Source organism: Cloacibacillus sp., assembly GCA_036655895.1.
In the GTDB taxonomy this organism is placed as follows: domain Bacteria; phylum Synergistota; class Synergistia; order Synergistales; family Synergistaceae; genus JAVVPF01.
Window position 1 is genome coordinate 3,269 of record JAVVPF010000011.1, and the last position, 25,957, is coordinate 29,225.

The 25,957-nt window shown below is 55.4% G+C and carries 20 protein-coding genes; 2 read left to right on the plus strand and 18 right to left on the minus strand.

Translation table 11 applies throughout. The features are described from left to right. From RRY12_04965 to RRY12_04990, 6 genes are all read right to left on the minus strand, one after another. Window positions 1-200 (minus strand): GGGtGRT protein (locus RRY12_04965; protein ID MEG2184004.1); only part of this gene is annotated, 200 nt, incomplete at its 3' end. A 12-nt stretch (window positions 201-212) separates the two neighbouring features. Next, window positions 213-905 (minus strand): hypothetical protein, encoded by a 693-nt coding sequence (locus RRY12_04970; GenBank protein ID MEG2184005.1) that lies wholly within the window; start codon window positions 903-905, stop codon window positions 213-215. A 30-nt stretch (window positions 906-935) separates the two neighbouring features. Beyond that, window positions 936-2,324: a phosphomannomutase/phosphoglucomutase gene (locus tag RRY12_04975; GenBank protein ID MEG2184006.1), complete on the minus strand. Its 1,389-nt coding sequence runs from the start codon at window positions 2,322-2,324 to the stop codon at window positions 936-938. Window positions 2,325-2,369: 45 nt separating this feature from the next. Beyond that, window positions 2,370-5,957, minus strand: coding sequence for an ATP-binding protein (locus RRY12_04980; GenBank protein ID MEG2184007.1), 3,588 nt, complete (start codon window positions 5,955-5,957; stop codon window positions 2,370-2,372). Window positions 5,958-5,964: 7 nt separating this feature from the next. After that, a complete protein-coding gene (locus RRY12_04985; GenBank protein MEG2184008.1) occupies window positions 5,965-6,582 on the minus strand; it encodes a nitroreductase family protein in 618 nt (205 codons plus the stop codon). A 79-nt stretch (window positions 6,583-6,661) separates the two neighbouring features. Continuing rightward, window positions 6,662-7,438: a prepilin peptidase gene (locus RRY12_04990; protein ID MEG2184009.1), complete on the minus strand. Its 777-nt coding sequence runs from the start codon at window positions 7,436-7,438 to the stop codon at window positions 6,662-6,664. Between the two features lie 84 nt (window positions 7,439-7,522). Between RRY12_04990 and RRY12_04995 the strand changes: the two genes are divergently transcribed. After that, window positions 7,523-7,738, plus strand: coding sequence for a 2-hydroxymuconate tautomerase family protein (locus RRY12_04995; protein ID MEG2184010.1), 216 nt, complete (start codon window positions 7,523-7,525; stop codon window positions 7,736-7,738). A gap of 116 nt (window positions 7,739-7,854) precedes the next feature. On the opposite strand, the gene RRY12_05000 is transcribed toward RRY12_04995, so the two are convergent. From RRY12_05000 to RRY12_05030, 7 genes are all read right to left on the minus strand, one after another. Next, window positions 7,855-10,233 (minus strand): homocysteine S-methyltransferase family protein, encoded by a 2,379-nt coding sequence (locus tag RRY12_05000; protein MEG2184011.1) that lies wholly within the window; start codon window positions 10,231-10,233, stop codon window positions 7,855-7,857. Continuing rightward, complete coding sequence (locus RRY12_05005) at window positions 10,211-10,897, minus strand: vitamin B12 dependent-methionine synthase activation domain-containing protein (protein ID MEG2184012.1); 687 nt, start codon at window positions 10,895-10,897, stop codon at window positions 10,211-10,213. Before RRY12_05005 ends, RRY12_05000 begins: the two co-directional genes overlap by 23 nt. Beyond that, window positions 10,890-11,759: a methylenetetrahydrofolate reductase [NAD(P)H] gene (gene metF, locus RRY12_05010; protein ID MEG2184013.1), complete on the minus strand. Its 870-nt coding sequence runs from the start codon at window positions 11,757-11,759 to the stop codon at window positions 10,890-10,892. The genes RRY12_05005 and metF overlap by 8 nt, the downstream gene beginning before the upstream one ends. A 60-nt stretch (window positions 11,760-11,819) precedes the next feature. Next, window positions 11,820-12,626 carry a Cof-type HAD-IIB family hydrolase gene (locus RRY12_05015; GenBank protein MEG2184014.1) on the minus strand — a complete coding sequence of 269 codons (807 nt, stop codon included), beginning with the start codon at window positions 12,624-12,626 and terminating at the stop codon, window positions 11,820-11,822. Continuing rightward, window positions 12,623-13,327, minus strand: a complete 705-nt coding sequence (locus RRY12_05020) for an adenosylcobinamide-GDP ribazoletransferase (protein ID MEG2184015.1) — start codon at window positions 13,325-13,327, stop codon at window positions 12,623-12,625. Before RRY12_05020 ends, RRY12_05015 begins: the two co-directional genes overlap by 4 nt. 107 nt (window positions 13,328-13,434) lie before the next feature. Next, window positions 13,435-14,010 (minus strand): bifunctional adenosylcobinamide kinase/adenosylcobinamide-phosphate guanylyltransferase, encoded by a 576-nt coding sequence (gene cobU, locus RRY12_05025; protein MEG2184016.1) that lies wholly within the window; start codon window positions 14,008-14,010, stop codon window positions 13,435-13,437. Window positions 14,011-14,012: 2 nt separating this feature from the next. Then, complete coding sequence (locus tag RRY12_05030) at window positions 14,013-17,813, minus strand: hypothetical protein (protein ID MEG2184017.1); 3,801 nt, start codon at window positions 17,811-17,813, stop codon at window positions 14,013-14,015. A gap of 250 nt (window positions 17,814-18,063) precedes the next feature. Between RRY12_05030 and RRY12_05035 the strand changes: the two genes are divergently transcribed. Further along, window positions 18,064-18,945 (plus strand): DMT family transporter, encoded by an 882-nt coding sequence (locus RRY12_05035; GenBank protein ID MEG2184018.1) that lies wholly within the window; start codon window positions 18,064-18,066, stop codon window positions 18,943-18,945. 55 nt (window positions 18,946-19,000) lie between these two features. Here RRY12_05035 and RRY12_05040 read toward each other — a convergent pair whose 3' ends face one another. The 5 genes from RRY12_05040 to RRY12_05060 all read right to left on the minus strand — a co-directional run bounded on the left by RRY12_05040 (window position 19,001) and on the right by RRY12_05060 (window position 25,723). Next, on the minus strand, window positions 19,001-21,070 hold the full coding sequence (locus tag RRY12_05040) for a molybdopterin-dependent oxidoreductase (GenBank protein ID MEG2184019.1): 2,070 nt from the start codon (window positions 21,068-21,070) through the stop codon (window positions 19,001-19,003). Then, complete coding sequence (locus RRY12_05045; GenBank protein MEG2184020.1) at window positions 21,060-21,569, minus strand: 4Fe-4S dicluster domain-containing protein; 510 nt, start codon at window positions 21,567-21,569, stop codon at window positions 21,060-21,062. The genes RRY12_05040 and RRY12_05045 overlap by 11 nt, the downstream gene beginning before the upstream one ends. Window positions 21,570-21,587: 18 nt before the next feature. Beyond that, window positions 21,588-22,817 (minus strand): FAD-dependent oxidoreductase, encoded by a 1,230-nt coding sequence (locus tag RRY12_05050; protein ID MEG2184021.1) that lies wholly within the window; start codon window positions 22,815-22,817, stop codon window positions 21,588-21,590. Between the two features lie 268 nt (window positions 22,818-23,085). Then, window positions 23,086-24,288, minus strand: a complete 1,203-nt coding sequence (locus RRY12_05055; protein MEG2184022.1) for an amidohydrolase family protein — start codon at window positions 24,286-24,288, stop codon at window positions 23,086-23,088. 22 nt (window positions 24,289-24,310) lie between these two features. Beyond that, window positions 24,311-25,723 (minus strand): AbgT family transporter, encoded by a 1,413-nt coding sequence (locus RRY12_05060; protein MEG2184023.1) that lies wholly within the window; start codon window positions 25,721-25,723, stop codon window positions 24,311-24,313. Window positions 25,724-25,957: the final 234 nt, after the last annotated feature.

Below are 25,957 nucleotides of genomic sequence, written 5' to 3' on the forward strand. Positions count from 1 at the left end.
AGGGCGTGAGCCGCGCCCAGAGTGTAGGCCCACACGGCGTTGTCGAATGCTATCGGCTGGATGCCGCGGACTATGGCGGCTATGTCTATGCCGCTGTTGAGGCAGAGTTCGCGCGCGTCGTCAAGGGAGGCGAAGCCGTTTGCCGTAAGAAATTCGTTTATTTTGTCTATCCTGCGTTCGTAACCTTCAAAGTTTGCCATTGTGCTTCCCTCCTACTGCCTGCGCGGGTCTATTATTTTGTCGGCCTCGTCGTAGCGTCCGTATTTGGCGGTGTTTTTCTCAAAGGCCTCTTTCGGGTCCATGCCTTTGCGTATTGCCTCCATCATTTTGCCGAGCGAGACGTAGCGGTATCCGATTATTTCTCCGTTTTTATCAAGAGCCTGGTCGAGCACGTAGCCTTCGGCCATCTCAAGATAGCGCGGGCCTTTTTCGAGCGTGCCGTACATGGTGCCTATCTGTGAGCGAAGGCCTTTGCCGAGATCTTCGAGGCCCGCGCCTACTGGCAGCCCGTTGTCCGAAAAGGCGCTCTGCGTCCTGCCGTATGCTATCTGGAGGAAGAGCTCGCGCATCGCCGTGTTGATTGCGTCGCAGACGAGGTCGGTGTTGAGCGCCTCAAGCAGCGTTTTGCCGGGCAGTATCTCGGAGGCCATTGCCGCCGAGTGCGTCATGCCGGAGCAGCCTATAGTTTCAATGAGCGCCTCATGGATGACCCCGTCTTTTACGTTGAGTGAAAGTTTGCAGGCGCCCTGCTGCGGCGCGCACCAGCCCACGCCGTGCGTGAAGCCGGAGATGTCGCCTATCTGTTTTGATTCGACCCATTTTCCCTCTTCAGGTATGGGCGCCGGGCCGTGGTTCGCTCCCTTCGCCACGCATACCATCTCTTCAACTTCGCGTGAACACTGCATAGAATAGTCCTCCTTTAAATTGTTGAGCGGCTAGTAGCCCCAGGCAAAATCAGGGCTGCCCGCTGCCAGTAAGCGTGCCTTCATGTCTTTTGTTATCGTTTCGAGCGCACGTTCGTTGCGCCCCTCGCAGCGCGCGACAAGCACTGGCTGCGTGTTTGAGACGCGCACCAGCCCCCAGCCTTCCGGGTAGGTGATGCGTACTCCGTCTATCGTTATTATATCGAGTTTCTCCGCCTCGGCCTGCGCCTTTACCCGTTCGACCACGCCGAATTTCACGTCGTCTGGGCAGTCGAACCTTGTCTCTATGGTGGACGGGTAGAGCGGAATATCCTTCATCAGATCGGAGAGCCGGCTTTCGGTGTTTGATATGATGCGCGCAAGACGGGCCGCTGCGTAGAAGGCGTCGTCGTAGCCGAAATATTCGTCGGCGAAGAACATGTGCCCTGAGACTTCGCCTGAAAAGAGCGCGTGTTCCTCACGCATCTTAGCCTTGACGAGCGAGTGTCCTGCGTTCCACCAAAGCGGACGCCCTCCCAGTTTTTCTACGGTCTCCGGCAGCGCCATTGAGCTTTTTATCTCGCATATCGCGACTGCGCCCGGATGCTTCGGCAGTATCTCGCTCCAGTAGAGCGCCATGAGGCGGTCGCCCCAGACGACCTCGCCGTTGTCGTCGACGACGCCTATTCTGTCTGAGTCGCCGTCAAAGCCTACGCCGAAATCCGCGCCCGTTTCGCGGACGGTCTCTATGAGCTTCGGGAGATTTTCGCGCTTCGTGGGGTCTGGATGATGGTTTGGAAAGTTTCCGTCGGGCGCGCTGTAAAGCTCCGTCACATCGCATCCGATGCGGCGCAGAAAGTCCGGCGCGTATAGGCCGCCTGTGCCGTTGCCGGAGTCGCAGACTATTTTTGGACGGCGCGGCCCCAGCTTTATCTTTGAAACGAGCATCTCCAGGTACTGCGCGTTCAGGTCCGCGCGCGCCGCAGCACCCGGGTCTGGCGCGGTAAAGAGCCGCCCCTCGCTGATTATCCTGTATATCTCCATTATGTCGTCGCCCCAGAGCGTGGCTTTGTCGTATGCCACTTTGAGGCCGTTGAATTCCTTTGGATTGTGGCTGCCTGTGACCATGATGCCGCCGCCCGCGTCGAGGCGGAAGAGGCTCCAGTAGAAGGTCGGCGTGGAGACGAGGCCGATGTCTACGACGTCTATGCCCGCCGCGTTCATGCCGCGCGCCGCAGCGGCTTTGATGCGCGTCGTTGAGAGGCGCGCGTCTCCGCCAAGCGTGGCGGTGGCGACGCCGCGTTCTCTGAGCCACGTGCCAAAAGCCTGCCCTATGAGAAAGACGTTTTCGTCGGTCAATTCGGCGTCAGCTATGCCTCTTATGTCGTATTCGCGGAATATGTGCTGTGGAACTATTGTCATAGCCATCTCTTTACCTCCTGATCATAAAAACAAGGAGCTTATGCTCTAAGCATAATGCTTTTTGCTTTGTTTTGCAACTTCAATGAGTGAGTAAAGCGTGCCGTAGAGCCTGCGCGCGTCTATGGGCTTCGCTATGTGCGCGTCCATTCCGCTTGCGCGGGATTTTTCGATGTCTTCGACGAAGGCGTTGGCGCTCATGGCGATTATGGGAACGGATACCGCGCGCTCTTTTTCGGCGGTTCTTATCAGCTTCGTCGCGGTGAGGCCGTCCATGCGCGGCATTCGTATGTCCATGAGCACCGCGTCATACCAGCCTTCAGGATGCGAGGTGAAGGCAGAAAGCGCCTCTTCGCCGTTTGCGGCAACCTCTACCTCAAAGCCTCGGTGCGCGAGCATTTTTTTTGCCACTTCGACGTTGAGCGGATGGTCTTCGGCAAGCAGCAGGCGGCGGCCTTTGAAGTCATAACCGTCGGGACATTCGGCGTACGCGGCTGAGGCGCACTTTTCGGCCTGTTCGTCGCACAGCGCGAGGCTCAGCGAGACCGTAAATTCCGCGCCTTGTCCTTCACGGCTTTTGACGGATATTTCGCCGCCCATCAGAGAGACGAGGTTCTTGCATATAGCAAGGCCCAGGCCGGTGCCTCCGTATGACGAGGTGTTTCCGCTGTGGCCTTGGGCGAACGGGTCAAAGAGGTGGGGCAGGAAGCTTTCTGTTATTCCGATGCCGGTGTCGCGCACGACGAAGGTGACGGGCACGCGGCCGTTCTCGGGCTCGTGCTGTTTTGCTGCGAAGGTGACGGAGCCGCACTCCGGCGTGAACTTTACGGCGTTTGAAATGATGTTTATCAGTATCTGCTGAAGCTTCGTGGCGTCTCCCATGAGACGGTCGCAGCCGCCCTCTTCGATGTCGGATATATAGCGGACACTCTTTTTTTCGGCGAGCCCGCGGCAGATGACGCAAATGTTTTCAAGAAAGAGGCGCCAGCTCAGCGGGTGGCTTTCGACCTCGGCCTTACCGCTTTCTATCTTTGACATGTCGAGGATGTCGTTTATGAGCGCAAGCAGGAATTGGGCGGAGAGCTCCACCTTTGAGAGACAGTCCTGCACCTCCTCAGAGGCGCCGGCCGCCTCCTTCGCAAGCGCCGTCATGCCGATTATCGCGTTCATCGGCGTGCGTATCTCATGGCTCATGCTTGAGAGAAAGTCTGATTTTGCGACGCTCGCCGCGCGCGCCTGCGCAAGAGCCGAGCGCATCAGCTCCTCCTGGCGCGTCCTTCGCGCAAGAAACTCCGTGACGTCGCTGCGGCACAGAAGAAGCGCCGTATGCGCCTCGTCAAGCCAGCAGAAGCGCCATTTCTTATGTCTGACGGCGCCGTTTGATATTATTGGAAAGCTGCACTCATAGTAGCCTTTCGCGTTCACCTGCTTCAGTACATGATCCAGCGCGAAGGCGCCCGTCGCTTCGTTTTTTCTGTCCGCCGCGATAAGCGGCAGGATCGTCCCGACGAATGCGCCGCTGTAGCTTGTTTCGCTGACGCCGTGTTTTATTTCGCGGTCGTTTTCCGAATGTATTTTGAGCAGACCGCTCTTTACGTCGATGAGCGCCACCATCTGGAATTCGCTTTCGGCGATGCGGTCTATTATTATCTTTCTCGTCTTGTCCGCGTCGATGTCGTAGGCGTAGATGAAGCAGAGGATGTCGTCCGTCTCAGGATTTCGGAAGGTTTTGACGACGAGGTTGAGCCAAATGGCGCCGCCGTCGTTCGTCCTGCGCTGAAATTCGACGTTCTGCACCTGCTCCGCGCCTGTGAAATCTTTTATGACGCGCGCGCGGTCAAGGATGCGCAGCAGTTCTTCGCGCCTCTCCGGAAGTATCGCAGTCGCCGCCATTATCTTCATTCCCTCTTCGTAGCTGAGGCCCTCTATGTTTGTGGAGACGTTATCCTGAGCGATGTAGCTTTCTATTTTGTTTTCCGTGGCGTTTGCGCGTATCTTGACGAGCAGGTTGCCGCTTTCGCCGAACATTTGAAAGGAAAGTTCTTCGTTGTAGCGGTGCTGCGCGTTCATCAGCTCGGAGACGTCCTCTCCTATGCCTACCGCCATCACCGGCTCGTCGCCGTCAAAAATTGTGGAGTAGGTTATGCGCTGCCATTCTATTTTTGAGCGCGATTTGTCAAAATGGATGACCGCTTCGGCGGATTTCTGTCCGGAATCAATGCGGCGGTGAAGTTCGCGGTAGTCTTCGCGGCTCTCAGGCATCACAAGCCCGGAGGCGATTATAGCCTCGCAGCCGCCTGTTATTGGGGCGACAAGCCCCAGCCGTTCCGACCCTTTGTTTGTGTCGTTAAAAATTTTGTTTCTTATGTCATAGCTCCACAGGGAGAGAGAGGAGGCTGAAAGCGCCATCTCCATCTGACGTTTGGCGGCCTTCGCATGTATCTCGCCTGTGATGTCCTTCGCGTGACCGACTGCGCGCACGGCGCGGCTTTCGTCATAGACCGCGCGGTAGGAAAGCCGCATCCACACCTCGCGGCCCCTTTCGTCGTACATACGCACGTCGGCGCTGGCGGAGGCGGCGCCCGCCTCAATTTTTTTATGAAGGCCGATGTAATCCTTTATCGAGTCGCGGTGTATCCTTCCCCGCTCGACCATCGCGTACGGCGTGTCTATTATCTCGCCGTCGGGGACGGGCCTGCCGCCGTCGTTTCGCGGCCTGTAAAAACAAAGCCCCGTCGTCAGGTCGTATTCCCATATAAAAATGGCGGCGCTGTGCATAGCCGTCTCCATTTTTTGTTTCTCCGTCTTTACGCGTATTTCTTCCGTCACGTTGCGCCCGACTCCAATGACGATGACCGGCGCGCCCGCGTCGTCGCAGATATTGGTGAAGGCGACGCGCTCGCACCACCAGTCGGCGTCTCCTTCAAAGCGAAACCAGAAGTCTTCCGTCGCGTTTGCGGCGCCGGAGAGCATCTTCGCCGCAACGGCGCGCGCCCTCTCGCGGCAGTCGTCACGGAGGCAGCCAGCGGCGGTGACATATTCCAGCGGATGGCTGCGCGTCATCTGCGGCGCGTGGTGCAGTTCCATGCTGCGCTGCGTGTGCGTCAGCATGTCTTTTGCAATATCGTAGCTCCAGATGATGAGGTCGCTGCCTTCGACGGCTATGTCGTAGAGCGCCTTTTTTTCGCGCAGGCTGATTTCAAGCTCCTTGGCCTTTGATATGTCCATTATCATGCCGTAGATATACCGCGCGCCAGTATCGTCGCAGAACTGCTCCCCATCGACTGATATCCATTTTACGGAGCCGTCGCCGCAGGTTATCCTGTGCTCGCAGCGCAGCTTTGGCCCCCGCTGCTCCGACATGGCTTTGAGCAGGTTGTTCAAATCAGGCGGAAAGACGACCTCCCGCATCCTGTCGTCCTTTGATTTTTGAAGCTCTTCGCGGCTGTATCCGATTATCTTAAAAAAACCGTCGTTTGCGCACAGAATACGGCAGTCGGGCCACGGCGTGCTTTTGAAAATGCCTCCCGGCACGGAGTCGAAGGCGGCGACGATGTCGCGCGTCTCAGCCTCGGTGCGCACACGGGCCGCGGCCTTGGCTTCGTCGATATTCCAGTTCTTTCCGTGCGTCTCCATCTTTTATTTACTGCCTGCCTACTACCATTACCCCGGCGATTTTCATGATTGGGCCGAGCATGAGCGCTGATTCCAGGCTGACTTTATTGAAGGAGGCGAGAAAGCGAGTCTTGAGGTTCAACGCTTCCGCCGCGAGGTAGACGTTCTGCGCCATAGCGCCAGCCGCTATATCGCTGTACTGCTCAACGTTCATCGTGCCGCGGTTTACGAGCACGAGCAGGCACGGCGCGGTCTTTGCGAAATCCTGCGTCACTGCGCGGCTTATGAGGCGCTTTTCAGCTATGACCTCTATCAGTGCGTTTTTCTCCCAATTGTAAATGTATCCGCCGTTTTTTAAGATAACATAGACGGTGACGTACGGCTCGCGCCCCATCGCCATCGGCACGGTCCAACCCTTAGGCTCTCTGTTTTTTCCGGTCGCGGCCCAGAGGACTGTTGAAAGTTCCTTCATCGAAAGCTCCTGCTTCGCAAACGGCTCCTGCGCGGCGGAGGCTCTATTGGCTATCGCTTCAAGGACAGAGGGGCCGCCAGTCTTGTCCGGTTCGGGCAGGATGATGTTTGCGGCGCATGCCGCCGTGGAGAAGGTGAGGATAAAGAGCGCTGTGATCATCAAAATATTTTTCATGTTTATGTTCCTCCTTAGTTTTTTGACCGCCAACAAGCGGTGATCATATATCGTCCGTCGCATAGGCCGCAAGCGTATATCAGCCTATCCACGGCCATTGCGTCAGAAATCCCATAAAATACAGCAGCCTCTCGCCAAAGAAGATCGCAAGGAGCATCCCGCAGCAGAGAAACGGCCCAAGAGGCACCGCCGTCTTGCGCGTCACCTTTTTCGCAATAAGAAGCGGCACGACGACAAGGCCGCCGCAAAGAAAGCCAAGATAGAGCGAAAGCAGCGAGAGCTTAAAACCCATGAAGGCGCCGATGCCTAGCATGAGCACGGCGTCGCCTAGCCCCATCCTGCCTCGGCTTGCGATTATTATAAGACCTATGACGCCCGCGCCGGCCGCCGCGCCAAGCGCTCCGTCCAGCACCGCGCTCCAGCCGCCGCCCGCGCGCAGAAGAAGCCCCGCCGCGGCCATTGCGACCGCCCATGAATCATAGATGTATCCGCAGTCGAGGTCCGTCATTGTGTTGAAGGCAAGAAAGACAAGCGACGCCGCGGCAAATACAAGCTCCCACGTGAAACCGAAGCGCCAGACAAAAAGCGCCATAAGCAGCCCGCAGAGTGCTTCGGCCGCAAAGTGGCGCACTGGGATAGGCGCGCGGCACTCACGGCACCGCCCCTGCAAAACAAGATATGAAACGACTGGGATGAGGTCGCACGCAGAGAGCCTGCGTCCGCAGCTGTCGCATACGGAGCGTTCGCTGCCCCACCATTTTTTTTCCGCGACGGTGCGCATCGCCGCGGCGTTCGCAAACGACCCAAGCGCTGCGCCGACGAAAAAACCGGCCGCCATATATACTCCGTTGACCATGTAGACACCCCTGCACGCCTAGGTTAAAATACCTTTATATTTTACACGTAATTTCTATTTTTTAGGCATAAGGAGATGCGTAAAATGCCAATAGTAATGGTGAATATCAAAGAAGGCCGCACCGTGGAGCAAAAGCGCGCCATGGTGACGGGAATGACCGCGGTGCTCTGCGAAACTATGGAAGTCCCTCAAAGCTCCGTGCGCATAATCATCAACGAAATGAAAAACGACAACTTCGCCATCGCCGGCACGCTAGTCTGCGACGACCCGTCAAAGCAGGTAAAGAAAAAAGAAGCGTAGGCGAAAACGGCAACGCCAAAGCAAAAAAATGCGCGGCAAAAGGTGTATGTGCCCTTTTGCCGCGCTTCATTCTGTTTGCGCAGTGTTGAGTATATTTTACCGCACTCGCTATGAATTTATTTTTCCATCTCCGCGCATCGCACCGTTTCCATCGCGTCTTTCGCGTAATGGTCGGCTCCCGTATATTCAGCTAAACTTTCCGTCAGCACGGCGCCTCCGACTATGACGCGCACGCCCGGGCATTCGCGGCGCAGCAGTTCTATCGTCTCTTTCATGCTGGCTACGGTGGTCGTCATAAGCGCGGAGAGCCCCACAAGAGAGGCGCCGTTTTCTTTTACCGCCTCCGCTACGCGGCGCGGCGGCACGTCTTTTCCTAGGTCTATAACATCGAAGTTATAATTTTCAAGGATGACTTTCACTATATTTTTGCCGATGTCGTGTATGTCGCCGTGGACGGTGGCTATAACTATCTTTTTGCCCTTTGCGTTGTTGGCCCCGCTTTTTGCAAGCTCCGCGCGCAGCACCTCAAAGGCGCCTTTGGCAGCCTCAGCGGATTTTATAAGCTGCGGCAAAAAGATGCGCTGGGCTTCGTAATCCCTGCCTACGGAATCTAGCGCCGGGATTATTTTTTCTTCTATGACGGACATGGGCGGCATTTCGTGAAGCAGCGACGACGCGGCCTTCGACGCTTCGTCCTTTAAACCGCGCGCAATCGCGTATTCGAGCTTCGGCGTTTCGTCCTTTACGGGCGCCGCCTTCGGGAGGGCATCCGCGCCGTATTTTTCTATGTAGGCTGCGGCGTTTTCGTCCTGGGAGAGCAGCAGGCGAGCTGCGGCTACGGTCTCTGTCATGCCGGCGTCCGACGGGTTCATTATCGGCGCGTCAAGCCCCGCGGCGAAGGCCATAGCGAGCATGGTGCGGTTTATTATCGGGCGCTGCGGCAGTCCGAAGGAGACGTTGCTCACGCCGAGCACCGTCTTTACGCCAAGCTCCTTTTTTACGAGGGATACGGCCTTCATCGTCTCCATCGCCTGAGCCGGCTGCGCGCTGACCGTCATTGTGAGGCAGTCTATGAGCACGTCCTCGCGCGGAATGCCGGCGGCGGCTGCGGCCGTTACGATGCGGCGCGCTATTTCAAGACGCGCCTGCGCGTCGTCCGGTATTCCGTTTTCGTCAAGCGTAAGGCCGAGCACGGCGCAGCCGTATTTTTTCGCTATCGGAAGCACCGCGTCAAGCGATTCTTTTTTGCCGTTTACGGAGTTGAGCAGCGGCTTGCCGTTGTATATACGCGCGGCGCGTTCAAGCGCGGCGGCCGACGCGGAATCAAGCTGCAGCGGAAGCGGCGTCACCGCCTGAAGCTCGCGCACGGCTTCGGCAAGCATGGCCGGCTCGTCTATGTCAGGCAGGCCCATGTTTACGTCGAGCACCTGCGCGCCCTGCTCCTCCTCGCCTATCGCCTCGCGCAGCACATAGTCCATGTCGTGCGCGCGCAGCGCCGCCTGAAGCGTTTTTTTGCCGGTGGGGTTGAGCCTTTCGCCGATTACGGTGATCGCGTCGAAGCAAATGACCTTTGACGGCGAGCATATCTGGCAGCGGCGCGGCGCGCATATCTCGGTGGGCGTCACATCCGCCACCGCCTCTTTCGTGAGGCGGATATATTCCGGGTCGGTGCCGCAGCAGCCGCCGACGAAGCGCACGCCGCTTTGCGCGAACTCTTTTACACAGTCAGCAAACTCGCGCGGCGTGATGTCGTAGCTGGTTTTGCCTTCGCGGATGACGGGAAGGCCGGCGTTCGGCTGCACGAGCACCGGAATGTGGGCGCAGGCCAGAATCCTTTTGACAACTAAAGCCAGCTGCTTTGGGCCGAGCGAGCAGTTTACGCCAAGCGCGAAGACGCCGAGCGCCTCAAGCGTAGCCACCATCGACTCGACGCAGGCGCCGAAAAAGGTGCTCCCGTTTTCCTCAAAGCTCATTGTTGCAAAGATGGGCAGCGTCGAATTTTCTTTGGCGGCAATGACCGCGGCCTTTAGTTCGTAAAGGTCGGTGAAGGTCTCCAGCAGTATGAAATCGGCTCCCGCCGCCGTTCCCGCGCGCACCACCTGCGCGAATATTTCCACCGCCTCTTCAAAGGGAAGGTCTCCCGCCGGCTGGAGCACGCGCCCGCAGGGGCCTATGTCCAGCGCCGCGTATTTTCCATCGAAGGCCGATGCCGCCTTTTTTGCGATGCGGACTCCGGCCGTCACCATATCTTCAAGAGATACTCCGGCCTTTTCCGCTTTGAAGCGGTTCGCTCCGAAGGTGTTTGAGAGCACGACGTCCGCTCCCGCTTCAAGATATTTTCTGTGTATTTCCTCTATCATTTCGGGACGCGTAAGGTTCAGCGTCTCGGGAACTATCCCAAGCTCCATGCCGCCGCGCTGGAGCATCGTCCCCATAGCGCCGTCAAAAAGCATTACTCTGTTTTCTAACATTTTACCGATATTTTGCTCTTTCACCGCAGTAGGCTCCTCTCTTTTTATAAGGGCATGAAGCGGCCGCGGCGCAGAGGCCGCAGCTTTCGTATCTTTTTTGCGGGGCGTCCGCTATTCCTATGACCGCGGTCACCGACTTTACTGGCACGAGCATCTGACTGCGCGTCACCGTGAGGCCGATGCGCCTTGCCGCGTCGAGCGCCTCTATTATCTTTGCGGATTCTGACTGCGGCACGTCGCCGTAGCCGGGAGAAAAACGCATTGTGAGGAATTTGTCCGCGCCCGCGGCCTCCATTATGCGCGGCTCCATCTCGCAGCACATACGTTCCACCTCGGCCGAGGCGCAGGCGTCCATGACGACGGCGCGCGATATGCTTTGCGCCTGAGCGCGCGCGATGAGCCTGTCCGCTCCGGCACCAAGCGTCACGGCAAGGAGCGCGGCGCGCCCGCATCCGCGGCAAAGACGCGCCAAGTCCGCTCCCTCAAGCCTAAGGCGGGGGCTTATTTCTACCTCCGCGTCGTTTGTCTTTATTTCAAATATTTTAAATAGGCCGCGCGCGTCACAGCCTCTAAGCTCCGTCAAGCAGCCGTCTATCTCGCTGCGCAGCGCGCCGTCCGCACCGTTTTCCGCACCAAGCAGGCGCAGTATCTCAGATAGCTCCTGTGGGGAGAGGCCGTTTTCAACCACGCTTGACCCTCTGCGAGTAGAGCACTCCGCGAATGTTTTCGCAGATGCGCTTTGCTATGTCCGGCTGGTTCATCGTGTACAGATGGATGCCGTCCACTCCCTCCGCCAGCAGGTCTATTATCTGGTTTGTGGCATAGGCGATGCCCGCCTCGCGCATGGCCATGCTGTTGTGGCCGTAGGCGCGGATTATTTTTTGAACGGCGGCTGGCACAGAGGCGCCGCACATGGAGACCATGCGTTTTATCTGCACCGGCGAGGTGATGGGCATGATGCCCGCCTCTATGCGCGTCGTAACGCCGCGCGCCCGGGCCATATCGCGGAAGCTGTAGAAGTGTTCGTTGTCAAAGAAGAGCTGGCTTATGAGCACCTCGACGCCCATGTCGCATTTAGCCTTGAGATGATCAAGGTCTTCCTCCATCGAGTAGGCTTCAAGATGTTTTTCCGGGTAGCAGGCGGCGAAGAGGTGAAAGCTGTAGTTTTCGCTGATAAATTTGATGAGGTCGGAGGCGTGTTTGAAGTCCTTCGTGCCCTCGTCGCCCAAGTCGCCGCGCATGGCCAAGATGTTTTTGACGCCGCGCGCTTCAAGCGAGTCGAGCGTCGCGCGCATTTCGTCTTTCGTGCTGCCGACGCAGGTGAGGTGCGCAAGCGCCGGTATGCTGTACTCTTTTTCGATGCGCGAGGCTATCTCCGCCGTGTTCTCGCGGCTCGTGCCGCCCGCGCCGTAGGTGACGCTGATGAGATCCGGGTCGAGGCTGGCGAGCGCGTCTACCGTGGCGAATATCTGTGAGAGGTCGCCCGCGCCTTTGGGCGGAAAAATTTCAAATGAGAAGGTCGGCTTGTCAAGTTTAAAAAAATTTTTCATCTATACGGCTCCTGTATAAAAATATAAAATATTTTACGTTTTGCGGCGCGGGCGCGCCCGTTACGCCTTTAAAAATTCTTCCACGACGCGAGCCGCGCCCTCTTCTTCATTTGAAGGCGCTATGAGGTCGGCTGCCGCCTTTACCTCGTCCTTTGCGTTTCCCATAGCGATGCCTGTGCCGGCCCATTCAATCATCTCGATGTCGTTTATGCCGTCGCCTATGGCCGTCACGTTTTCGCGGGATATGCCGTAGTATTCCGCAACGCGCCGCAGCGCCGCAGCCTTGTTCACATCGGGATGCACCATCTCTATGAAGGCGCCCCACGAGGTGGCCTGATAGATGCGCGCGCCGAACTTATCACGGACCGTTTCGCACATTACCCGAAAGCCCGCCTTGTCAAAGCAGATGCCAAGCAGTTTCGATGAGTCCAGTCCGCAGTTCCAAAATTTTTCACCAAGCGCCGCGGCTGTAAGGCCGCATATATTTTCATAATATTTGCAGCGTTCGTCGTCCCTGTCGCGGACTATCAGTTTATCCTGAGAATATATCTGCACGTACCAGTCGTTTTCTTTGAAGAAGGAAAGTATCTCAGCGGTCAGCGCAGCGCCCAGGCTGCGCTCAAAGATGGTGGCGTCGGTGAGCGGGTCGCGGATCAGCGCGCCGTTGTAAAAGATGGAGGCGCTTTCGATGCCGATGTCGCGTATGTGTATCATGGCGGAGGGGTACATGCGCCCTGTGGCCGCGACTACGCGAATGCCGGCCAGCTGCGCGTTTTGCAGCGCTTTTTTCGTGCGCGCCGTAAGACGGCTTTGCGCGTCGAGCATGGTGCCGTCCATGTCGAGCGCTATCAGTTGAGGCCGCTTCACAGCGCCCACACCGCAAGCGACGCAAGCTCCGCCGCTACCGCGGCCGCGCCCAGAACGTCGCCGTTTACGCCGCCAAGACGCCGGTTCATTTGAACGGCCATCGCAAAACCTACGAAACCTGAAAGCGCGGCGCATATTGAAAAGTGGAAGATGGATACTGGCAGGAACGGAACGAGGCAGAGCGCCGCGGTAAAGAGGTCGTAGGAGGAAAAGGTGTCGACCCAGCCTTTGCCCATGCCTATCTCCCACGGATAATCGCCGAAGTAGGCGGCTGTGCATTCGGCAAAGCGCGAAGCGGCGCCCGCCGTTATGCAGGCGGCAAGGCGCGAACCGGGAGCAACGGAGGCAAGCAGCGAAGTCCAGAGGCCCAGCGCAAGTATGAGCGATGCTCCGCCGTAGGAGCCGAGCCTGCTGTCTTTCATCACCTCGCGAAGCGCGTCTCCGCTTCTGCCTGAGCCGATGCCGTCCCAGAGGTCTCCCCAACCGTCAAGGTGCAGCGCCCAGCCGATGAGGAAATAAAAAGCCGCCCCCACCCATGCAGAGGCAAGCGCGTTCATGCCAAAGAATGAGGCGGCCGCTACTACAAGTCCCGTCAAAAGGCCAAGCAGACCGCCCGCAAGAGGCGCTATGGCAAGCGCCCTGTTGCCGGCGGGCATCTCGTCGGGCCAAAACTCTTTTGGCAGCGGTATGCGCGATAACAAGGTCCAGATTACTACGAAGCGCGCCGCGAAGTCGCGTTTGAAACCTTTGTCGCGCAGCTCCGCGTCGAGCTGATCCGAATATTTGTGGAATTTCTCTTTGAAATTTTCTATTTTTGCTCACTCTCCGTTTTTATTCCGCCCTTTACCCAAAGCGGGCATCCGGCCACCACGAGGACTACGTTCTCCGCGCGCGACGCCACAAGCTGGTTGATGCGGCCCTGAAGGTCGCGGAACCTGCGTCCCATAAGATAGGGAGGCACGAGGCCGAAGCCGACCTCGTTGCTGACGGCGACGAGGCTTGCGTCGTCGCGCAGCGACGAGCAGAGCCGCTCGGTGAGGCCGGTTATTTTTTTCTCCGCGGCAAACCACGCCTCTTCGTCCTCAAACTCCGCCTCGGGGCTTGCCAGGTAGAGCCGCGTCAGCCACATCGTGAGACAGTCAAGCAGCAAAAAGCCCGACAGCTTTTCAACGGCGGACGGAAGATCCGAAGGCTCCCCCTCCCATGTGCGCCAATGGGCGGGGCGGCGCAGCTGATGCAGCTCGACGCGCTTTGCCATCTCGCCGTCGCGGCAGTCCGCCGTGGCGAGGTAGGTGACGGGCGCGCTCTGCGCAAGCGCGAGCTTCTCCGCAAAGGTGCTTTTGCCGCTTCTGGCTCCGCCAAGCACAAGCGTAATATTTTTCATAATTATAACCCGAAATCGACGTTCTTCAGCAGGTTTTCGAGCGTCTGCTCTACTACCTGCCCCTTCGCGTCGCCTCTTGTCTGGCTGTACCCCGGCCCGACGGGTATCTCAAATTTAAACTTGAAGGTAGTGTTGCCGTTGTTGGTCAGGCTTTTTTCGTCCGGATCGCTCTGGTTCGTCGGTATCGCCTCTTTCGCGGAGGTCTGGTTGACCGCCTTTTCAACTTTTACATTAAAGAACTGTGGGTGCTCGACCGTGCCGCCTATGTTGAAAGTGACGAAACGGAATTCGTTCTTTGCAAAGCCGCTGAGCACGCCGCCCAGCACGTTCTGCAGCAGCTCGCCTTTGTCCAGCGTGCCGGCCGTCATATCAATGCCCGCGTTGAGAAGCCCCTGGAAGGCTCCGATGAACGAGTTCAGCGCGCGGATGTTGACCTTGCCCATCGAAAAGAGCGAGATGTTGCCCTTGTTGCCGATGAAGCCGTCAAGCATCACATAGCGGTAGACTGGGTCTCCCTTGGGGGCCGTCGCCTGGCTGCCCGGCAGCAGGTTTATATCGCCGCCGTCGTAGGTGAAGGTGCCGCGTATAGATTCAAAGAGCAGCGGCTTGCCGCCCGTGAATTTCTTCGCCGCCTCCACCGCGTCAAAGCTTGTTATATCTCCGTTATGCAGATAGACCGCGCCGCCCGCCCTTATTGTCGAGGCACGGCCTATCTCTCCGCCGCCGCGCACCTTGAGATCGCCCTTGCCTGTGACGTTTCCTTTGAGCCGAGGCGCGGCCTGCTTTATAAGCTGGTTTATATCGGTGCTCATGACGGTGAGGTTGCCTCCCCAAACGTTGTTCTTCAAGTCGAAGCCGACTCCGCCTGCAAGTGTGCCGCCGTTTAACCCGGCCTTCAGATCTTCTATCATCGCGTAGTTGTTTGAGACGAAGAACGGCGCTTTCACGTTGTCAAAGCGTATTCCCATGATTCGCATACGCGGCGAGGAGAAGGCGCCTTTGCCGGTTATCTCCTTCAGCTTGCCCTTGCCGCTCATATCGAAGTCCGCGATTCCGCCAAAACGCCGCTTGAAGCCCTCCGGCAGATAGGAGCCGAACTGACGCAGCTCTATGTCGTCGCCCTTTACGTTGAAATCGCCGTACCATTCCTTGTCCTTGTCATAGAAACGGCCGTAGGCCTTGAATGTGCCTCCCTGAATGAGGGCGTTTGCCTCGCTTACGACGACCTCCGCGAGGCTGCCGTGGAACTTTGTGTCAAGAATCGGCAGCATGAAGCCGCGGCAGCGGATCGGCGCAACGCGCGCCTCTCCTTTGAACTTCGGGTCGCCGACCGTGCCCGTCACCTTCATTTTTCCGGCAATCAGCCCCTGTATTGAGCGAATGTCCGGCAGGTGGCGGCGCAGCAGTTCGTAGACGTTGAGCTTTTCCGTCGTTACATCGAGGGCAAGAGCTGCTTTCGTAAATTTTTCACCTTTTGCCGGCATCGAGATGGCGCCCGCGACCGTCGTTGCGCCTCCAAGGAATTTTCCGCGCACGCCCGTCACGGTGATGGTCCTTCGGTTTCCCGAAAGCGCGCCCTTTGCGTCCACGACGCGGAAGTCGCGCCACTGAGCTGACGGCGCCGTAAAGTCAGCGCCCCATTCAAGCGCGCCGTCCGCGTCCGACCCGGCGGTCACAGCGCCCGTCACGGCGCCCGATATTTGTTCATCCATCTTCAGAAGGCCGTTGAGCGCGGCCAAGTCCACGCCCGTCACTTTTCCGCCGAGCTTCCACGAAGCAGGGCTTTTGCCGCCGTCGGCCCGACGCGCAGGCAGAGTGACGTTGCATGTAAGAAGCGCGCGGCCGCCTCCCGCCGTCACGTCCACCTGCGAAAGGTAGAGCTTGCCGGCGGCGTAGGCCAGTTTAAGCGAGAAGTTCGATATGCGCAGGTCACGGAATTTGCCGCCCGACGCACGGACGTCCGCCGCAACGACCGGGGCGGCCGCCGTGCCGGTAAGCCTCCATTTGCCGGAGGCTGCGCCTTCTATTTCCATAGACTTAAAAAACGGCACAAGGTCGTAAAAACGCGTCAGCACAACGCCGCGCGCGGAGCCTTGGAATTTAAGTCCCTGGTCGGACGAAGTTGTTAAGTTCGCTATGCCCGAGGCCGTGAGCTGCGCCCCGTTCCATTGGGCGGAGGCCTTTACAAGCTCCGCTTTTTTATCCGCCATGTTATAGGCGCCGTTCGCTTTGATATTTAGGATCTTTCCTATCTTCTGCGCCTCAACGAGCGGAGACGAAGCCTCCGCAGTTATGCGCCACTTCCCGTAAAGCCCGCGGCAGGCGGCCTTTACGCTGACCGTGCCCGCGGCCTTCATCTTCGGCGGCTCGGGCAGACATTTTAAGACCTTCTCTATCGGATAGCCGTCAGTGGAAAAAACCATGTCGGTCGGTATCTTGTCTCCGAGGGAGATACGGCCGGAAAGCGACGCGCGCCTGCCGTCGGCCATAGCCGTCAGGTTTATGAGGCCAGCCGGCTGTCCGTTGAAGACGGCGCTGCCGGAAAGCCCCTTAAGCGCTATATCCTTGTAGCTGACATCTGACGCGCCTATGTCTACACGGCCAGAAAGCGCGTTGAGCGGCCCTTTTATGTCCGCTTTGAGCGACGAGACTCCGCCTTTGAAAAAGAGCGCCCTGCCGTGCGTCTGCTTTTCAAGACGCTCGCTCCAGTCAGCGAATTTAAGGTTTTTCACGTCGGCGGCAAGTTCAAGATAGGTGTCGTCCGACCTCTTTTCGATGGACAGATTTCCAGTGAGCGTCGAGTTGAAGATGCGCCCCTTATCCACGACGAGCTTTATCCTTCCCGGCGCGCAGTCCCATTCCGTGTCAAGCTGTTCAAGCGGGATGCCGCGAATGACGGCGTTCTGCAAAAGCCCCTTTCCCCTCGAGGTGAAGGCCTTCGCGTCTCCCGCAAAGGTGGCGCTGCCGGAGAGCATCCCGACTACGCCGTATTTTTCAAGCTGAGGCACAAGCTCCGCCACGTCCGTCAGGTTGAGCTGGTTTATCGCGACTGAAACGTCCACCGACGGATAGACCGCGCCCGTCACCTGCGCCGTGCCTCCGGCCAGCTTCACAGAAAAATCCTTCGTCGTCCACTTGCCGTAGATTTTTTCCGCGACGCCCTTAACAGCAAAGGGCTTGCCGGAAACGGCTCCGTTCAGATCCAGATTGTAGTAAAAAGAGCTGTCTATATAGACGTGGCTCGGTTCAAATTTTATGTCGCCCCATTTGGTGCGCAGCGTGCTGTCGCTTATGAGCACGGCGTCTATCGGAATATCAGTCGGCTTGTCAGATTCTTTTTTCGACTTCGGCAGCAGGTCCATCAGAGAATCAAGAGAGGCGTCCACGCCGTTTAGCCCTATCAGAGAAACGCGCGGTTTGCCGCGCAGAAGGCTCGGCATAGAAATGTCCACGCCGATATTTTTTACAAAGAGCAGCCTGTCTCCAGAACGCGTTATCTCAACGTTCGACGCCGTGAAGCCCGTCACGGGGTTTCCGGCAAGGGGAGACATCGTGAGCTTTGCGGAAAGCACCTTCTCAGCCTCAGCCTGCACCTTCGACTGCACCAGCTCGCCTAAAAAATTAGTGTGAGAGAGCACCTGCAGCAGAGCAAAAATAATAAGCGCAAATACCAACAGCCCAACGAGCCACCGCACAAGCCTAGGCCGCCCCGCGCCGTTTTTACGGCGCTTAGGCGCGGCAGCCGTGCCGTCCCCCGCGTCCGGTCTATTTATCGCAGTTGTTTCAATATCCTTCTCAGTCATATCTATCCCGCCTTACCTTATCGCCTTAGCACACCACATCCTGCGTCTCACAGTTTGAGACACAGAATGATTTTATCACGTAACCGCCGCTTTTAATCGTAATAAACGCACAAAAGAGCAAAGACGGCTTGTCGTCCCGCAGCTTCACTTACGCTTTTCGCACTGCCGGGGCTTCCAATGCCGCGCTGCGGACAACTGGCTGGTTATCATATACAATATTATAATTGCTGCGCATTTGGGGGTATTCTTATTGGGCTCTTTAAAAAAGAACATCTGTTATTGGCTGGCCGCCGCCGCGACTATAATATGGAGCATCACCTTTGTTTCCACAAAACTTCTGCTGGGTCATCTTTCTCCAACCGAGATACTCTTTTACAGGATAATCATAGCCTATCTCATTTTTTTTGCCATGTATCCACGCAGAATAAAGTTTGGGACATTGCGGGAAGAGTGCGTTTTTGCTATGGCGGGCGTGTTGGGGATATCGCTCTACTTCATGTGCGAGAACTTCGCGCTCCTCTACGGCACAGCGTCAAATGTAGCTCTGCTGGTCTCGACAGCGCCCATGCTTACCGGAGTTGTTGCCCATTTTTGCACAAAAAATGAAAAAATGACAAAAACTTTCGCCATTGGGAGCCTCTTCTGCCTTATGGGGGCATTTCTGATCGTCTTCAATGGTCATTTTATTTTGAAGCTCAATCCTCTTGGTGATTTGATCTCTCTTGCGGCAGCCCTTTCCTTCGCCTTTTACTCCCTCATAATAAGAAATATAAACAGAGACCTGAGCCTCATCGTCATTACACGCAAAACCTTTTTTTATGCGCTTTTGTCAATGCTGCCCCTTACGCTGACCCAGCTCATCCAATGGCGGCCGGACGCCCTCTTTAGCTGGGAAGTGTGGGCAAACCTGCTCTTTCTCGGCGCATTCGCCTCAGCTTTCTGCACATGGGCATGGAGCAAGGTAATATGGGCGCTGGGCGCCGTGAGGGCAAACAACCTCATCTATCTGACGCCGCCTCTGGTAATGATCAACGCCGCGATAATACTGCACGAACGGATCACGGTATTTGCAGTGGCGGGAGGGCTTTTAACTCTCATGGGCGTATATATTTCTCAAAAGGACAAAAAATAAGGAGACTGCGTTTTGCGACAGCCTCCTTTCTCTTGCCTGGGCTTTGCCATAGCCTTTAGAGCAGTTTTTCTACCTTCACCTGCACAGATTTGAGCACGGGAAACCCTGAAATGGGATCTGAGACGTCATCATAGGTTATATCGTTGACATTCTCATCGACAAAGCCGTGCGTATGCTGCATAGAACCCCTGAATATCTCCTTTGCGTCCATCACCTGAACAGTCGTCTCAAAGCTGCCTATACGTGAAGAGACTCGCACGCGGTCCCCGTCTCTTACCTTCAGCTCAGCCGCGTCGTCTGGGTGCATTTCAAGATGCGCGTGCGGCTCCGCCTTGTATAGCTGCGGGATGTTGCGGTATCTCCCGTGGAAAAATTTCTGTTTCCTTGCCCCTGTAGAGAGCAGGATTGGATATTCCGGATCAGGATTGGCAAGATGGTATGGCGGGTGGTACTGCGGAAGTCCGTCGATGCCGGGTATCTTTTTAGCTTCGAGATGGGCGCTGTAAAATTCAACTTTGCCCGTTGGCGTGCTGAAGAATCGAGTTTCTTCGGCGCTCTGCTTTATCTTATGCTTTTCATACGGGTTCTCTCCAAATATAAAACCTCCCGGCGCGGTATGAAGGTCTTCCGTTGTGAATCCGGTGGGAGCCAGCAGCCACTCGTTCAGCTCATGGTCGTCTTTCCATGGGAAGTATTGGCCGGCGTTCATTCTCTCCGCAAGCCCTTTGATAAATTCATATTCCGTCTGAAGCCCGTAGTCCAGATATTTACCGGTGATAAAGGCCGCCCTTTTTGTGCCGTTGAAAAACATTTCTTCCCTTTCAAGGTATGAGGCGGCAGGTATGACGTAATCGGCCATTTTCGCCGTTTCAGTCATAAAAAGATCTTTTACGACGAGCAGATCAAGGCTTGAGAGCGCCTTCGTCACCTTACCGGAGTTTGCGTTTGTAAGTACAGGGTTTGCCGCCGTCATCACAAGACCTTTGAAGGGGTACGGTTCGCCGCTTATGATCTGATCCATTAACATCCCCGTGTGACACTCGCGGCGCATCTCGTAGAGTACGGGAAAACGTTTTGCGCCTATTGGATCAAGTTCAGTAAGGGGTTTTTCATTATACAAGGTGAGGTCTGGCATCCCGAAATCCATCGGTATGCGCATCCCTCCCTTGCGGTCGGTAGCCCCGGAGAGCGCGTCAACCATCGTTATCGTCCTGATATTGTTCACGCCGTTGATCTGATGCTCCAGCCCGCAGCCAGCCCAACTCGCAAGACGCGGACGGGCCTTGGCTATCTCGTCCACAACCTGCATGAGCACTTCGGGCTTTACGCCGGTTATTTCATATACGCGTTCCGGCGTGAAGGACTTGCAGTATTCGGCGACTTTATCGTAACCAACGGTAAAGTCATCAATAAACTTGTGGTCGATCTCGTCACGTTCTATCATCTCACGGATTATTCCCCAAGCGAGAGCGCCGTCCGTCCCTGGCCGTATCTGAATATAGATGTCCGCCTGGCGGGCGATTTCAGTGTAGCGCGTATCTACGACCATCAGCTTAGCGCCTCTTTCGCGCCCCTCGTTGATCGCCTGCATCCAATGTGAGTGGGAAAGCGGAGCGTTAGTACCCCAGTTTATGATAAGGTCTGCGTTTGCGTAGTCCGCAAGGGGCCAACATCCGTAAACCAGATAGAAGGCTATATGACGCGAAGCGTAGCACTGCGTGTCGTTTGAAAAATAATTGGGCGTGCCTACAGCGTGGGCGAAGCGGCGCGCAAGATTTTCCTGCTGCGCAAAGTCTATGCCCTCGCCCTTCCATATCCCTATGGAGTTATCTCCATATTTTTTTTGTATCAGAAGGAGCTTCTCCGCTATCTCGTCCATCGCCTGGTCAAGTTCTATCTCTTTAAAACTGCCGTCCGGCTGGCGTTTCTGCGGTTTGTAGAGACGGTCTGGCAGGTTGAGCCACGTGGCGGCGGAACTGCCTTTGATACATACGCGCCCTTTGTTGAAAATATGATTGGGGTTGCCTTCGATCTCAACGACTTTATTGTCTTCTATGTGCGCCTTTATGCCGCAGAGCGTCCCGCACATGCGGCAGGTAGTTTCGACTGTTTTTTTATTTGTCATCTTTCTTTGCCTCCTTGTGGAAACAATTTTCCTTCATCTGCTTCAACAGTTGTAAATCTGCTTTTCTGCGGGACCTCTTTGTGTAATCCTCTACCTCTTCAAAGTTCAGGGCACCGGCGACACAATGGCCGACGCAGCGCGGACGCCCCCCGCAGAGATCGCACTTGCGGCTCACCTGAAGCTCCGCGTCAAAGTGTATGTTGCCGTATGGGCACGCAAGGATGCACATCTTGCATCCGGCGCATTTTTCCTGTTGTATTACAACCGCGTTGGTCGAGGGGTCGCGCGTGATGGCGCCTGAAGGGCAGACCGCCATACACCAAGGCTCTTCGCAATGAAGGCAGGTCATGGGAATGACCGCGTGTTCGTCTATGTAGTGATTGACTTTGATCATGGATTCTTCCCGCTCACAGGTGTTTTTTGAATTCATAAAGGCGCAGGCCAGCTCGCAGTTTCTACATCCAACGCATTTTGACCTGTCCATGGTAATTACTTTCATCATAGAACCTCCCCGATCTTACCTTTCAAAGTATCTGATGTTGAGAAACGCGTCCAGCTTCGTCGGGGAGCATTCCACGGCGAGGTGTTTTCTAATAATGGGGCGCAGACGTCCGAACATGCTGACCGCCTCGGCAACGCCAACCAGGCATATCCCGACGATGAGGCCGTCTTTATAGCAGAGCTTGCAGTAGCCTTTTCCCGCCTCCGCGTCATATACGTAGGATTCGTCTATATCCTTGCTGTTGAACTTACCCATTGAGGCTACCGTCACATTGAACATGTGCGTTACATTCATGTTCAGGCTGCCGTCGTAACTGATATTTTTCCCCGCCATATTCGAGCCGGCTACAGCTCCCATTTCGACCGCTGTGGGCCACAGGGCGTGCGTGACGTGTTCGTCTCCAAAGGCGGAGGGGCCTGCCGCCGCGTCTCCCGCGGCAAATACGTCTGGAACGTTTGTGCGCATGAAGGAGTCCACTGGGATGGTGCGTCCAAACTCAACGCCGCTTCCCTTTAAGAAATCTATATTTGCGCCGACTCCGGCGCCTACAATTATAAGATCCGAATCTATCTCGCCGCCGTCTTTCAACAGGATACGAAAACTGCCGTCATCATTCTTAATTATTTCGTTTGTAATTGTAGAGGTGAACACCTTGACGCCGAATTTTTCCATCTGCTCCGCCATAAGAGCGCTACCTCGTTCGTCAAGCACAAGCGGCATGAGCCTGTCGGCTATCTCCACAAGCGTCACGTCAAGGCCGCGAGATCGCGCGGACCAGGCCGCTTGAAGAGAAACAAAACCGGAACCTATGATGAGCACATGTCTTTTTTCTTTAAAAGCTTCAATGAGGGCATCTAAATCTTTTCTGGTCCACAGGTGGTGTATGCCCTCCTGCTCCACTCCTTTGACCGGAGGCCAGAGCGCCCTTGAGCCGCTTGCTATCAGCAGCTTATCGTATGGTAGGACGCCGCTTCTGGCAAGAGATATCTCTTTCGACGCGTCATTCAGCGAAAGCACCTCGTCCTCAACATAATTTACCCCAAGCTCTTCAAATCTTTCCGCATAAGGCAAAAATAATTTATCGTATGACAGCTTGCCACGCAGAACATACGGCAGAAGCACCCTTGAATAGGCCGCTCCTCCCTCTTTTGATATTACTGTGATACGGCTTTGCTTATCATATTTTCTAAAGGCCCTGACCGCCGCCAGGCCCGCCGCACCATTTCCGATAATGACTGTATGCAATAACATCGCCCCTTCCGAAGCCGATATTGGTTGTCTATGAGCCGCTGCACCCCGATTATAACAACACCGTTCTCTCCTTGAGTATATGTCGGACTACAGTATTAAATGCCAATTACTGTAGTCATTCACATATATCATTCCACAGATGCGCCGCCGTTAGGGCGCGGTCAATATCGGCGTCTAAGAATAGAATTGACACAGGACCAACCCGACGGCTGGTCCTGGTATTTACCAAACTATAGAGCAAAGCGGAGGCTGCGCGACGATCTTACGCCTGCGCGCCAACGGCGCGTCCCTTTTTGAACACCGCTTGAAGATTGTGCTGTAAAGCTGTGATGTCCTCAAGCGGATTTTTTTCGAGGATGAGGAAATCCGCGTACTTTCCGCCTTCAAGCGTCCCGTAGTTTTGAGAAACGCCCAGCATCTGAGCCGCGCTCTTTGTTGACGCAACGATGGCCTCCATCGCCGTCATTCCGTAAAGAGACATATGTTCCAGCTCGGCCGCCGTCTTATCGTGGCCAACCCACGGCACGCCAGCGTCTGTGCCCATTGCTATCTTGACTCCCGCCTTCAGGCAGAGGCGGAAAGATTCTATGACCGACTGATATTGTTTCTCAACTTCCTCGCGGTCGTATTCCTTGAAAAAGGCCGCAAGCGTAGGCACAAGCCAGACGCCGCGCTTTGCCATCTCGTCCGCGAGCGCCTTCGCCTCGTCGCTCTCCGGCTCTCTGAACTGTCCGTGCTCAATGGTGTCCACTCCGTTCATGACGGAATTATAAACGCCCGCGAAACCGCAGCAGTGCGCCGCTACCATCTTTCCCATCTTGTGCGCCTCATCCGTGGAGGCCTTTATCTCTTCGGGCGACATGTAGATTGTGTCCGCTATTATCGAATGATTGACGCGCATTTTCGGGCGAGCATAGCCCGCTGTCGCCATTATTTTTATGAGATCGGCTCCTCCACGTATTTGACTCCGCACTCCGTGGATAAACGCCTGCGGTCCGTCGCAGACCATGCTGAAATCTTCGCCGTGTCCTCCCGTTATGGTGAGCGGATTACGCGCGCATATCATTTCAGGTCCTTCGACACGCCCTTCGTCTACATATCCTCTGAACTGCATATCCAAATCAAAGACGCCGCCAAGGTCGCGCGCGTAGGTAACGCCGGAGCGGAGCATTTTTTTCATATTGCTCTGGATGTCCAGACAAAGCCCGGACAAAGGCTGTTGTATGCAAGCGTTCCGCTCCCATGTGTATGGTTCCATGAAAAAGTGTACGTGTCCGTTTATCAAACCAGGCATGATAGTTTTGCCCGTACAGTCTACAGCTTCAGCCTCTTCGCAGCCGCAAAACTCACGCGCTTCGCCGACCGCTGTGATTCTGTCATCGTCTACCAGCAGCGCCCCGTTTTGGAGGGGTTTCCCGCCGTTTCCATCAATGATCGTCGCATTAGTGTATATTTTCTTCGTCATTTCACCCAGCTCCTTGATATTATTAGAATGGACCCCAGTTCATAGCCTGGGCAATGGATAAAACTATCATACCGACAACAAGGTTGCTTAAGAATATCTTCGCGGCAAATTTAAGCCAGTTGATATATGAAACCTTGGCGATGCCGATGCTTATAAGCATTTGCATACCTGTTATCCAGAACATGTTTGAAAGCCCGTCTCCTATTTGATAGGCAAGAACGGCGACCTGACGGTTTACGCCAAGCAGATCTGAAATCGGAACCATCAGGGGCATCATGACGACCGCCTGGGCAGAACCCGAACTTATGAAGAAATTAACGCACGTTTGGACTATTGCCATCAGAGGGGCGCATACCAACGGAGAGAAATCTTTCAGCGGAAGAGCCATATAATAAACTATGCTGTCCAGGATTTTTCCAGAGCTTAAGACAGAATTGATAGCTGTGGCAAAACCGACCAGCAGGCACGGGAGCACCATTTCTTTAACTCCTGAAACAAATTCGCCGGCAATTTCGTTGGGAGACTTTTTATCGGCCACTCCAGACAGGATCCCCATCACCAGAAATACTGTCGCGCATTGCGCCATCCAGAAGTTCAAGAAAGAGGTCCCATATATGAGCAACGCTATTGATGCGATAAATATGACAAGGACTCTTTTATGGGCGGATGTAAAGGTCGCCTGAGACAGACCATCCGATTTTGGCGGTTCGTAGCTTCCGCGGTCACACAGGCTGGCGGACGGGTCCTCCTTTACCCGATTTGCGTATTTGATGATAAAGAAAGAGCTTATCCCAAGATAAATCAACATCAGCGCAATGCGCACGCCAGCTCCTGAGGTAAACGGCAGTCCTGCTATGCCCTGCGCTATCCCCAAACTGAACGGGTTTATGTACGCCGCGCCATATCCAATATTACATCCAATAACTGGAATGGCGACGCCAACCAGCGGGTCATAGCCCATACGAACCATGAGGGCTATCAGGAATGGAACGAAGACTAAAGATTCCAGCGCCATACCGAAAGTACCGGCGCAGATTTCAAAGAAGGCGATCAATAATATTATTAAGAGCGTCTGCCCCTTCTCTGATTTAACTTTTGATACAAACCATATCATCAAAGAAGAGATAGCGCCGGTGGAATTGACTATCCCAAAGGCTCCGCCGACAAGAAAAAGAAACGCAATGATAGAGGCGGAGTTTATTATTCCGTTGTTTATGGAGGTCATGAAACTGGCAAAAGTCGCAGGAACGGCGTCTACTCTGTGAAAAGTTCCCGATACAACGATAGTTCTGCCAGTATTGGGATCAGCCGCCCGTTCAAATTCTCCGGCGGGAATAAGATGAGTCAGAACCGCCGCTAAAAAAATAAGCGAGAATATCAGTACAAGCGGGTGAAGAGAGCTTATCAAACGTGTGACCTTCGAAGTCTTTTCCATGGAAGATACCTCCTCTTTATATATCCTATCCAATCTCCGCATCTACATTATTGCCAAAAATCCCCCCCGCCTGCGACATAGGATCAGGTTGCGGCGTGAATATCTCTCAGCCAGATCAAAACTCTGCGTCGGGGCCAGAAAACTTCTGCAAGTAATGTATTTCAGAGATTTATAAGATATGGAGAGTATAAACCAAGGAAAGCATCATGACAGTATACAGCCATACAATAAAAA

Excerpts from the sequence above, each read along its gene's own strand:
- RRY12_05040 (MEG2184019.1), bottom strand. The coding sequence starts at position 21,070 with ATGACAAATAAAAAAACAGTCGAAACTACCTGCCGCATGTGCGGGACG.
- RRY12_04990 (MEG2184009.1), bottom strand. The coding sequence starts at position 7,438 with ATGGTCAACGGAGTATATATGGCGGCCGGTTTTTTCGTCGGCGCAGCG.
- RRY12_05045 (MEG2184020.1), bottom strand. The coding sequence starts at position 21,569 with ATGAAAGTAATTACCATGGACAGGTCAAAATGCGTTGGATGTAGAAAC.
- cobU (MEG2184016.1), bottom strand. The coding sequence starts at position 14,010 with ATGAAAAATATTACGCTTGTGCTTGGCGGAGCCAGAAGCGGCAAAAGC.
- RRY12_04995 (MEG2184010.1), top strand. The coding sequence starts at position 7,523 with ATGCCAATAGTAATGGTGAATATCAAAGAAGGCCGCACCGTGGAGCAA.
- RRY12_05030 (MEG2184017.1), bottom strand. The coding sequence starts at position 17,813 with ATGACTGAGAAGGATATTGAAACAACTGCGATAAATAGACCGGACGCG.
- metF (MEG2184013.1), bottom strand. The coding sequence starts at position 11,759 with ATGAAAAATTTTTTTAAACTTGACAAGCCGACCTTCTCATTTGAAATT.
- RRY12_04975 (MEG2184006.1), bottom strand. The coding sequence starts at position 2,324 with ATGACAATAGTTCCACAGCACATATTCCGCGAATACGACATAAGAGGC.
- RRY12_04980 (MEG2184007.1), bottom strand. The coding sequence starts at position 5,957 with ATGGAGACGCACGGAAAGAACTGGAATATCGACGAAGCCAAGGCCGCG.
- RRY12_05060 (MEG2184023.1), bottom strand. The coding sequence starts at position 25,723 with ATGGAAAAGACTTCGAAGGTCACACGTTTGATAAGCTCTCTTCACCCG.
- RRY12_04970 (MEG2184005.1), bottom strand. The coding sequence starts at position 905 with ATGCAGTGTTCACGCGAAGTTGAAGAGATGGTATGCGTGGCGAAGGGA.
- RRY12_04985 (MEG2184008.1), bottom strand. The coding sequence starts at position 6,582 with ATGAAAAATATTTTGATGATCACAGCGCTCTTTATCCTCACCTTCTCC.
- RRY12_05055 (MEG2184022.1), bottom strand. The coding sequence starts at position 24,288 with ATGACGAAGAAAATATACACTAATGCGACGATCATTGATGGAAACGGC.